This window comes from Candidatus Baltobacteraceae bacterium (assembly GCA_036559195.1).
In the GTDB taxonomy this organism is placed as follows: domain Bacteria; phylum Vulcanimicrobiota; class Vulcanimicrobiia; order Vulcanimicrobiales; family Vulcanimicrobiaceae; genus JALYTZ01.
Genome location: DATBTN010000067.1, coordinates 1 through 10,678, shown reverse-complemented (window position 1 = coordinate 10,678; position 10,678 = coordinate 1). Strand labels below are relative to the sequence as shown.

The 10,678-nt window shown below is 65.5% G+C and carries 10 protein-coding genes; all 10 read right to left on the bottom strand.

The window, feature by feature from the left end:
* From ftsW to mraZ, 10 genes are read right to left on the bottom strand one after another with little or no spacing between them, the layout of a single operon-like run.
* Positions 1-1,176, bottom strand: coding sequence for a putative lipid II flippase FtsW (ftsW, locus tag VIG32_11015; GenBank protein ID HEY8298536.1), 1,176 nt, complete (start codon positions 1,174-1,176; stop codon positions 1-3).
* On the bottom strand, positions 1,173-2,576 hold the full coding sequence (gene murD / locus VIG32_11010) for a UDP-N-acetylmuramoyl-L-alanine--D-glutamate ligase (protein HEY8298535.1): 1,404 nt from the start codon (positions 2,574-2,576) through the stop codon (positions 1,173-1,175). The genes ftsW and murD overlap by 4 nt, the downstream gene beginning before the upstream one ends.
* Complete coding sequence (gene mraY / locus VIG32_11005) at positions 2,573-3,529, bottom strand: phospho-N-acetylmuramoyl-pentapeptide-transferase (protein ID HEY8298534.1); 957 nt, start codon at positions 3,527-3,529, stop codon at positions 2,573-2,575. The genes murD and mraY overlap by 4 nt, the downstream gene beginning before the upstream one ends.
* Positions 3,529-4,233, bottom strand: a complete 705-nt coding sequence (locus VIG32_11000) for a coenzyme F420-0:L-glutamate ligase (GenBank protein HEY8298533.1) — start codon at positions 4,231-4,233, stop codon at positions 3,529-3,531. The genes mraY and VIG32_11000 overlap by 1 nt, the downstream gene beginning before the upstream one ends.
* Entirely contained in the window at positions 4,230-5,594 is a 1,365-nt protein-coding gene (gene murF / locus VIG32_10995) for a UDP-N-acetylmuramoyl-tripeptide--D-alanyl-D-alanine ligase (protein ID HEY8298532.1), read from the bottom strand. The genes VIG32_11000 and murF overlap by 4 nt, the downstream gene beginning before the upstream one ends.
* Positions 5,591-7,054 (bottom strand): UDP-N-acetylmuramoyl-L-alanyl-D-glutamate--2,6-diaminopimelate ligase, encoded by a 1,464-nt coding sequence (locus VIG32_10990; protein HEY8298531.1) that lies wholly within the window; start codon positions 7,052-7,054, stop codon positions 5,591-5,593. Before VIG32_10990 ends, murF begins: the two co-directional genes overlap by 4 nt.
* Complete coding sequence (locus VIG32_10985; GenBank protein ID HEY8298530.1) at positions 7,051-8,805, bottom strand: penicillin-binding protein 2; 1,755 nt, start codon at positions 8,803-8,805, stop codon at positions 7,051-7,053. The genes VIG32_10990 and VIG32_10985 overlap by 4 nt, the downstream gene beginning before the upstream one ends.
* A 22-nt stretch (positions 8,806-8,827) precedes the next feature.
* Positions 8,828-9,268 (bottom strand): hypothetical protein, encoded by a 441-nt coding sequence (locus VIG32_10980; protein HEY8298529.1) that lies wholly within the window; start codon positions 9,266-9,268, stop codon positions 8,828-8,830.
* Between the two features lie 5 nt (positions 9,269-9,273).
* Positions 9,274-10,146, bottom strand: coding sequence for a 16S rRNA (cytosine(1402)-N(4))-methyltransferase RsmH (gene rsmH / locus VIG32_10975; GenBank protein HEY8298528.1), 873 nt, complete (start codon positions 10,144-10,146; stop codon positions 9,274-9,276).
* Between the two features lie 15 nt (positions 10,147-10,161).
* Positions 10,162-10,605, bottom strand: a complete 444-nt coding sequence (mraZ, locus tag VIG32_10970) for a division/cell wall cluster transcriptional repressor MraZ (protein ID HEY8298527.1) — start codon at positions 10,603-10,605, stop codon at positions 10,162-10,164.
* Between the last annotated feature and the right edge of the window lie 73 nt (positions 10,606-10,678).

Genomic DNA, 10,678 nt, shown 5'->3' with positions numbered 1-10,678 from the left:
TTATTTGAGATTGACGCGCCGGTAGCGACCGACGTTCATAATCAAGGCAACCGCGATCAGATTCACGATGAGCGAACTTCCGCCGAACGAGATGAACGGAAGGGGCACGCCGGTTACCGGCCACGACGACGTGACGACGCCGATGTTAATGAAAGCTTGGATCGTAATCATCGCGGTCGCGCCGGCGACCAGAAAGAATCCAAACCGATCCGGCGACGCGATCGCGATGCGGATCGCGCGGTAGGCGAAGAGCGCGAAGAGCACCACCACCCCGACCGCGCCGATGAGGCCCAGCTCTTCGCCCAGGATCGAGAAGATAAAATCGGTGTACTGTTCGGGCAGATAGAAGAACTTCGCGCGCGATTGGCCGAGTCCGACGCCAAAGATTCCGCCGCTTCCGAGCGCGAAGAGCGATTGAACGATGTGGAAGCCCGTGTTCTGTGCGTCTTTCCACGGATCGATGAAGGCGAAGATGCGCGCGCGCTTGTAGGGGCTCGCGAGAATCGTCGCAACGACCGGCGGCACCGTGGCGAGCAGAATCAGCGTCAGATGTTCGATGCGCGCGCCGGCCGCGAAGAAGAGCGCGAACGCCGTCATAACGAGCAAACTCGCCGTTCCCATGTCCGGCTCTTTGAGCACCAGCACGGCCATAATGGCGACCGGCAGGCAGAGCGGAAAAAGTCCGCGCGGCAGCGAGGTGATTCGCTCGCCACGCGTTGCCAGCGCCGCAGCGAGATAGAGCACGAGCGCGATCTTCGCAAACTCCGAAGGCTGGAGCGAGATCGAGCCCGCGCCGATCCAGCGGCGCGCGCCGCCGACGACGACGCCGACGTGCGGTACGAGCACCACCACCAAACTCACAATCGAAAGCACCAGCACGTACGGCGCGATGCCTTTGAGGCGGCGATAGTCGATGCGATAGACGCCGTACGCGATCGCTCCGCCGGCGACCAAGAAGATCAATTGATGTTTGAGAAAATACGCGGTATCGCGATAGTCGGCATAGCCGGTGGTGCTCGAGGCGCTGAAAATCATGACGAGGCCGATAGCCACGAGGGTCGCGACCGCGCCGAAAAGGACCATGTCGGGCGGCGCCGCTACGAACGAGCGCAGCGCTTCTTCCCGATGCGCGGGATCGACGCGCGGCGCGCGCGCGGTTCGAGCGGCGGCCTTCATACGACCTTCGCTTCCAGCACGGCGGCCGCGAACTGTTCGCCGCGATCTTCGGCCGATGCGAACATGTCGAACGACGCACAGGCCGGCGAGAGCAGCACGACGTCACCCGGTCGTGCGAGCGAGCGGGCGACGTGCACGGCTTCTTCCATCGAATGTGCCTTGGACTTCGGCGCGCGGCGAATCGCGGAGCCGATCTCGGCCGCCGCCTCGCCGATGAGCACGACGGCTTTCGCGCGCGCGTCGATGCTCTCGCCCAATTCTGAAAAGTCGGTCTTCTTCGATTTCCCGCCCGCGATGAGCACGATCGGGCGGTCGTAGGCGCGCAGAGCGGCGATGACGGCTCCGGGATTGGTCGCTTTCGAATCGTCCACGTAGAGCACGCCGTCGAACTCGCCGATCGGCTGCAGGCGATGGGCCATCGGCGCGAAGCTCATGACGCCTTCGCGCAAGAGATGCGGATCCAGGCCGGTAGCGAGCGCGGCGAGCAGTGCGGCCATAACGTTCTGCACGTTGTGTTCGCCCGCGAGCGGAATCTCGTCGCGGCGCATGATCTCGACCGGGCGCGGATCGCCGGTGATCGGTGCGTAGACGAGCGCGCCGTCGCGCAGATACATCGTCGCGCGTTCGTGACGATCCGACATCGTGAACCACAGTTGGCGGCCGCGCACGCGGTTGGAATCCTCCTGCCAGTGCAGGGCCGCGAGGCGATCGTCGTCGAGGTTGCCCACAAACGCATCGCGCTCGCTTTGATTGGCGAAGATGCGGAACTTGGCTTCCGCGTACTCGTCCATCGAATAGTAGCGGTCGAGGTGATCGGCCGAGATGTTGAGGATCACGCCGACGCGCGGCTTAAACGAACGGATCGACTCGAGCTGAAACGAGGAGACTTCGGCGACGACCCAATCGTTCGCGGTCGCGTCCACCACTTCGGCGATGAGCGGATTGCCGATGTTTCCGCCAACGAAGACGCGGCCGCCGCCGGATCGCAGCAAGTGACCGATGAGCGAGGTCGTCGTCGACTTGCCTTTCGTCCCCGTCACGGCCACGATCGGCGCCTTGCAGAGACGCGAGGCGACCTCGATCTCACTAAAGACCGGCACGTTGGCGGCTTGAACGCGGCGCACGAGCGCGCCGTTGAGCGGAACGCCCGGCGAAAGCACCGCCGAGGTGAAGTGCGGGAGCGCGGCGTCAAGCGCCGCGGGTTCGATAAACCGCGCGCCCCGAGCCTCGAGGTGCGCGATCGCGCCGGCTAACTCGGCGCGCGGTTTTTCATCGACGGCGCAGACGGCCGCACCGCGCGCGCGCAGGACCTCGACCGACGCTTGACCGCTGCGGCCGAGCCCGATGACGAGGATCGTCTCCTGTGCGTCGAAGGTCAGCGGCGGACGCGGCGTACTCATCGAACGATTGCCAATCCTAGAGCGGAGAGCGCGGCGGAGGCGAGCCAAAAACGTCCGGTTACCCGCGTCTCCGGCCAGCCGCCCAACTCGAAGTGATGGTGGAGCGGGCTCATGCGAAAGATCCGTTTCCCGCCCGTGCGCTTGAAGTAGGCAACTTGAACGATGACCGAGAGCGCCTCGGCCACGTAGACGCCGCCGATGACGATGAGTAGGAGCATCTCGCCCGTGAGAATCGCGATGCCGGAGAGCAGCGCTCCGAGTGCGAGCGAGCCGGTGTCGCCCATGAAGAGCTTCGCCGGGTGGCGATTGAACAGCAGAAATGCCAAGCACGCGCCGACCGTGAGCAGCGAGGCTTGAGCGGCGGCGGGAATCGCGAATTGGAAACCGATCGTCGCGAGGACGATCGCCGGCGGGATCATCGTTCCGGTCGCGAGACCGTCGAGCCCGTCGGTGAGATTCACGGCGTGAATCGTGCCCGTGATCGCGAGAATCCCGAGGATCAGCCAGAGCCAGTGCGGCGCGGCGAGCACGTAGGTTCCGGCGTGAAAGATCACGTCGCGCGGAAAAATCGCGTACGAGTCGGAGAGCGCGCGCAAAAACACGATCGCGATCAAGGCCGTCGCCAGATATTTGGTGCGCGCGCGCAGCCCCAGATTCTTTCCGCGCAGAATAGAGAACAGATCGTCGATAAATCCGACGGCCGCGCAGGCGAGCACCAACAAGAAGAGTTCGACGGCGAGCGGCGCGCGCCACGTCGCGACGATCGGCACGAGCGCGAGTACGAACGCGATACCGCCCATGGTCGGCGTTCCGGTTTTCGCGCGATGCGTCTGCGGCGCATCTTCGTACGCTTGTTGACGAAATTGCAGGCGGCGCAGCAGCGGCAGCACGATCGCGCCCGCGACGAGCGCGATCAGGAAACCGGCGACGATCGGGAGCGCAACGGCGCGCATTAGACGGCCGCCTCGAAGAGCGGATTCTCTCCGACCGCGCGCCATTTCAAGACCACGATCGGCGTCTGTTCGTCGCCGTTGCCGTGCGGATTGGAGAGCAGCGCGACCTCCACGTGCCGGCGCGCGACGCCGGCGGAGGCGCCGAGCACTTTGGCCTTTTCGAGATCGTTCGCGTCGACCACCGCGCAGCCGGCCCCGGTGCGCTCGTAAACCGATTGCGCGAACGCATCGGGATTCTGCGGCGCGAAGACGATCGCGGTTTCAAACGGCGGCATCGTTCCCGTGTAGCCGTCGATCGCGGTGATCGCCTCGCCCATCACTTCGTAGAAGAGGCCGCGTTTGCCGATCGCTCGTCCGAGCACGTGCATGACCGACGCGAAGAGTACCCGCCACGGGCCGACCTGATCGATCACGATTTGCAGCGACTCCGGCTGGTTGACCGTCGCGAGCGCGCCGGCGCGCCGCGAAAGATAATAGGCGAGTTTGCTCGGTCGCACGTACTCCGCGCGCACGGCTTGACCCTGAGCGATCGCCACCGCCGTCTCGGAGATGGCGATGACGTCGCCCGCGCGCGCGATGCCGCGCACGGAACGCTCGACGATCGCCGCGAGGTCGTCGTCGGGGCGCACGAGTTGCGTCCGCACGGGAATCGCCACGATTCCAGGCGGCAACTCGGGTCGATCGATGGCTAAGGGTCGCGTCATGACGCGTGCAATTCCCGGACGATTTCCTCCAGCTTATAGATGCGCGAACCTTTGAGCAAGACGACGTCTTCGTCGTTTGTATTTTCGCGCAACCAGTGCGAGGCCTCGGCGTTCGTCGCGAAGCGGACGATGCGCTTCGAGGAGAGTCCTGCGCGCTCTGCTCCCCGAGCAAGCGACTCGGCGTATTCGCCGCCGACAAGCAAGGTATCGGCAGCCGTTGCGGCGCGCTCGCCGACGCGTTCGTGCATCGCCGCGGCGCCGGGTCCCAGCTCCGCCATCGAGCCGAGCACCGCGATGCGGCGCTCGCCGCGCTCGCTCGCAAACGCGTCGAGCGCCGCCAACATTCCCGAGAGGTTCGCATTGTACGCATCGTAGATGATGCGCGGAGAACCCGCCGCCTCGATCGACTCGTAGCGGCCGGCCGGCAGCCGCAATCCCGGGAGCGCCTCGACGATGGTTTCGAGTGAAACGCCGAGCACTTGAGCGGCCGCGATCGCGGCCGCCAAGTTCGCCAGATTGTGCGCGCCGGGCAGCCGCGTTTGCACGTTCGCGCGCTGCGGATGCGAGCCGTCCGTAATCGCCAGCGTCCGATCGTCGACAACGTAAACGCCGGGCAGCTCGCCGGGCTCGCCCACGCCGAACCAGCGCGCGGGCGTCGCCAGTTCGCCGGCGCGGCGGCGCGAGATGTCGTCGCCGGCGTTGAGGACCGCTTGCGCGCCTTCGCAGAAAAGTCCCCACTTCGTCTGCGCCAGCGCTTCGTGCGAGCCGAAGGTTTCGAGGTGCGCCTCACCGATGTTGGTGAGCACGCCGACGTGCGGATGCGCGAGCGCGACGAGTTCGGCGATCTCGCCCTCGTGACGCGCGCCCATCTCGACGACGATCGCTTCGTACTCGTCCGTCGCGCGCAGCAGGAGCTTACTTACGCCGATCTCGTTGTTTTCGTTGCCGGGCGACGCCAACACCCGCGCGTCGCCGTAGCCCGCGCCGAGCAGTTGTGCGAGCAGATATTTGGTGGTCGTCTTGCCGGCGCTCCCGGTAATCGCGACGACGCGGCCGCGATACTCCGATCGCACGGTTTCCGCGAGCGCCATGAAGGCGCGCTTCGTATCTTCGACCAGCAGCGTCGGCACGTTCTCGAGTTGCGCTTGCGGTTCGTCGATCACGAGCGCCGCCGCACCCAAGCGAACCGCCGCTTCCACGTACGTGTGCCCGTCGAAATGCTCGCCGCGTAAGGCCAGAAACGTATCGCCGCTGCGCAGCGTGCGCGTATCGGTGGCGACGCGTAACTGCGCCGGGAAACGCTCCGGGTAGCGCACGGTCGCGGCGGTCGCTTTGGCGGCGGCCTCGAGCGTGAGCGTCATGCACGGGACTCGCGGCGTGCGAGCGCATCGCGCGCGACCGTCGCGTCGTCGAATTCCAGCACCTCGCCGCCGACGAGTTGGTAGGTCTCGTGTCCCTTACCGGCGACGAGCACCACGTCGCCCGCACGCGCCGACTCGATCGCCTGCTCGATCGCCGCGCGACGATCCAACTCGATCGCGTGCGGAGCGTTCCCGAGCCCGGGTCCGATTTCGTCGACGATCGACTGCGGCGGCTCGTGGCGCGGATTGTCGGATGTCACGATCGTGAAATCCGCCAGTCGCGCGGCGACGGCGCCCATGAGCGGCCGTTTGCCGCGATCGCGATCGCCGCCGCAGCCGAACACCACGATCAACGATCCGCGCGTCGTTTCGCGCAGCGCGCGCAAGGCGTTCTCCAGCGAGTCGGGCGTATGCGAATAGTCCACGACGACATCGATGCCGGCTCCGCGCACGTGCTCCATGCGGCCGCGAACGCCGGCTAACGAGGCTAAGCCCGCCGCCGTCTTGGCATCGTCGATTTCGAGCGATCGTGCGACCGCGATCGCGCAGAGGGCGTTAGCGACGTTGAAGCGACCGGGAATCCGAATCGAAAACTCCTGGCCGGCGCTGCGAAACGAGCTGCCGTCCGCGCGCACGACGACCGATTCGGCGCGAATATCGGCCGAGGCGTGCAGCGCGTAGGTGAGCACCGACTTGCGGCCGCGCAGTTCGCGCGCCCACAGCGCGCCGAGTTCGTCGTCGGCGTTGAAGACGCATCGCTCGGCCTGATCGAAGAGTTTGCGCTTGGTGTGAGCGTAGGCGTCGAAGGTCTTGTGAAAGTCGAGATGGTCGCGCGTGACGTTGGTTAGCGCCGCGACGCGAAAGCGCACGTCGGCGACGCGTGCGAGCGCCAGCGCGTGCGAGCTGACTTCCATCGCGACCGCGCGCGCGCCGAGATCGCGCATCTCGGCGAAGAGTCCGAAGAGTTCGTTGGCGAGCGGGGTCGTATTTTCGAGCTGCCAATGTTGCTCGCCGAACTGGGCCCCGATCGTGCCGATCGTACCGGTCGGCAATCCGGCCGCCGCGAAAACCGCTCCCAGCATCTGCGTGGTCGTGGTTTTGCCGTTGGTACCGGTGACGCCCGCGACGGTGAGATCGCGCGTGGGCCGGCCGTAGAACGCATTGGCGATGCGCGAGAGCGCGCGCGTGGAATCCGGCACGATGACGAGCGTTGCCGGCGCGACGTCGTGCAGCTCTTCCGAAACGATCGCGACCGCGCCGGCCGCGACCGCCTGCGCGATAAAGCGGTGACCGTCGGTGCGTTCGCCGCGCAACGCAACGAAGAGCGCACCGGGCTTGACCGCGCGCGAGTCGATCGCGATACTCGCGAGCGCGCGCGAGCGCTCGCCGATCACACGCGTGGCCTGTGGAAGCGAAAGAACGAGCGTTGCCAGGTCGACGGAGCGCGCCGAAGCGTTCATCGTGGAGCCTGTTTCGACGCGCTCGGCGGGGGGACCAAGCGTGGGAGCACGCCGGCGTGCAGCATCGCGGCCTTCGCGATCTGCACGAACGCGGGCGCGGCGACCTCGGAGCCGTAGATCGATCCCACCGGACGCTCGACTTTTACGAAGATGACGTAGCGCGGACGATCGTAGGGGACCATGCCGATAAACGACGCAACGTAGGCGCCGGGCTCGTAGCGCCCGTTTTCGACGACTTCGGCGGTACCGGTTTTGCCGGCCGTGGCGTATCCGGGAATCTGCGCGGCCGGATTGCCGGTTCCGTGCACGACGACCGCGCGCAAAAAGCTCTTGAGAACCTTCGCGGTGTGCTTCGAGAAGACGCGCCGCACGAGTTCGGGCCGATACTCGTAGACGACCTCGCCCTTCGGGTTGAGAATCGCGTGCAGAATTCGCGGCCGCAATAGCAGCCCGCCGTTGGCAATCGCGCTGTAAAAGCGCGCCATAGCGATGGGCGTGACCGAAACGCCTTGTCCGAACGACATGGTCGCGAGCGAACTGCCGCTCCACTCCGAGGGCGGCGGCACGATGCCCGGATTTTCGCCGGGTAATCCGATCTTGGTCGGTTCGCCGAAACCAGCGCGCTGCTCCATGGCGTAGAACGTCTTGCCGCCGATCGCGATCGCGACTTTCGCCGCGCCGACGTTGAGCGAATCGGCGATGATCGTTTCGAGCGTGTCGCCCGCGGAGCTGGGCGTCAATCCGTCCACGGCGTTGTAGATGCGGCGTCCGCCGACCTCGAGCGGACCGATCGAGGGAAAGAGTTCCGACGTGCTCACCTTGCCGCTATCGATCGCCGCGGCTGCCGTAACGAGCTTATAGGTAGAGCCGGGTTCGTAGGCGTCCATCACGGCTCGATCGCGCAAGTCGCCGGCCGGGAATTTCCAGTACGTGTTCGGGTCGAAATGCGGGGAGTTCGCCATGGCGAGCACCGCGCCGGTCCACGGATCCATCACGATCGCGGTGCCGCTTTGCGCGTGGAACTTCTTGACTTGAGCGTCGAGCGCCGTCTCGGTGACGTATTGCAGATACGAATCGAGCGTGAGCTGCAGCGTCATGCCGGGCTTCGCCGCTTTGATCGTCTGCTCGTGTCCGAACGGAATCGGCCGGCCGAATTGATCGGTCTCGAGCACCACCTTCCCGGACGCACCGCGCAGCAGCGAATCGAAGGCGTACTCGACGCCGTCGAGTCCGTTTTCGTCCATGCCGACGAAGCCCAGGACGGTCGAGGCCATCTGTCCGGCGGTATCGACGCGTAGCCCCGTGTCTTCTTCTTTCAGCGCGACGCCCGGGATACTTAACGCGGCGACGCGGTCGGCCTGCTCGTGCGGAATCTTGCGCGCGATCCACGTAAACCATAGATGCTTGTCGTGCAGGCTCGCGACCGTCTGCGCGTCGAGTTTGCCGAAGACGCCGCGCAGTTTGGCCACGGTCGTATCGGCATCGGCGATATCGTGCGGAACGGCGTAGACCGATTCCGACGGCAGCGAGCGCACGAGCACGTTGCCTTCGCGATCGAGAATGCTGCCGCGGCGCGCGAAGACGTCGACGCTATCCGAGCGTTGCGCCAGCGCCTCCTTCGCGAGGACCGGTCCGTCGATCACTTGCACTTTGCACAGGCGCCACGTGAGGAAGCCCGCAACGAGGAGGAAAAAGTAAAAAATCGCCTTCGCGCGACGTGGTCCGATGCGCGCGAAATGCCGTTGATGCACCGCTACGTGTCCTTGGGTCCGGCTATCGCGTGCTTTGGTTGAGCCAGCCGGCAAAATTCGAGAGCAGCGCGAGGTGCGAACCAGCGCGCGTCTCTACCGGCGGCGGGAGTTTGACGATGGCGAATTGTTGCGGATCGTGCATGTGCAGACTCGCGGCGATGGCGGCCAGGCGGTCGTCGGACCGCAGGCGTGCGAGCCGATCGTCCAAGCGCAGCGTCTCTGCCTGCAGGGCGGTCCGTTGGCGTTCCGCGCGCGAGAGCGCGTAGTTCATGCTCGTTAAGTGCGTCATCAACACGACGTATCCCATCACGCCGGCGAGCACGATAGCGAGCACGGCGCAGAACCGCGTGAATCCCGCATACCGCGCGCGGCTGGCGCGGCCGCGGCGCCGTTCGGTCGCGTTCTTCGCGGTGCGCACGTTGGGAATATGCGGTCGGGCGTCGAGGCGTTGGTGAGCGATCATAGAGGCTAGCTAGCTTTCCGTTGGGCGGCGCGCAATTTAGCACTACGCGCGCGAGGGTTTCGGGCGATCTCGGCCTCGTCGGGTGCGACCGGCTTGCGGGTGAGAACTTCGAGCCGATCGTCCTCACGCAACGCGTGCTTGACGATGCGGTCTTCGAGCGAATGAAAACTAATGGCCACGATACGCCCGGCGCCGCGCAAGCGTCCGACCGCCGCGCCGAGCCCGTCTTTAAGCGCGTCGAGTTCGTCGTTGACCGCGATGCGCAAGGCTTGGAAGACGCGCGTTGCCGGATGGATGCGTTCGCGCTTGCCCGGACGGTGCAGCAGCCCGCTGACCATCTGGGCGAACTCGATCGTGGTTGCGGGCAGCGTTCCGCTCGTGCGGCGCGCCACGATCACGCGGGCGATCCGCCGCGAGGCGCGTTCCTGACCGTAATAAAAGAAGATATCTGCGAGTTCGGTCTCGCTCGCAGTCATCAGGACGTCGTAAGCGCTCTTGCCGGCATGCGGGTTCATGCGCATGTCGAGCGGTGCGTCCTCGCGGAACGAAAAGCCGCGCTGGCCTTCATCAAACTGCATTGACGAAACCCCCAAGTCGTACAAGATGCCGTCGATCTGCGCGACCCCCAGCTCGTCGAGGATGGGCGAGAGCTCGCGAAAGTTGCCCGGCACGAAGCAAAATGCGGAATCGGTAATGGTTGCCGCACGCTCGATCGCCGACGGATCGGCATCCAGCGCAATCAAGCGGCCACCGGAGAGCCGCTCCAGGATCCCACGCGAATGACCGCCCGCACCGAAGGTCGCATCGACGTAGATCCCATCCGGCCGGATCGCCAAATACGAGAGTGCCGGCTCCAGAAAGACCGGTGTGTGATTCATGCGCGCACCCGGCCGTCAATACAATCCGAGGTCGGCCATAAACTCCGCGACCTCGTCCCCCGGGACGGCGTGCTCGGCATAGCGCTCTTTGGCCCAAACCTCGACCCGCGTGAGCGACCCGATCGAGATCACGTCGCGTTCGATCTTCGCGTACGAGCGCAGCGCGGTTGGGATAAGCAAGCGACCCTGGGAGTCGCACGCGACTTCCTCGGTGTTTGCGAAGAGGTGGCGGACCAAACGCCGGTAGCGCTCGTCCTTACGGGGAGCGCTCTCGAGCCGGTCGCAGAATTCCGCCCAGGTGGCCGCCGGGTAGAGGGCCAGGCACGGATCGGGCTGAGCGATCGTCAAAATGAACCCGGTCCCGAGGCGCTCGCGATACCGCGCGGGTACGATGAGACGGCCCTTGTCATCAAGAGCATGCTCAGCCGACCCCGTAAAGCGCGGTAAATCCGCGTGCATCTACCCTCCCCTAGTCACCACCGTGCACCACTTTGCACCACTATACCCCCCTCGATGGCTATATGCAAGGGCG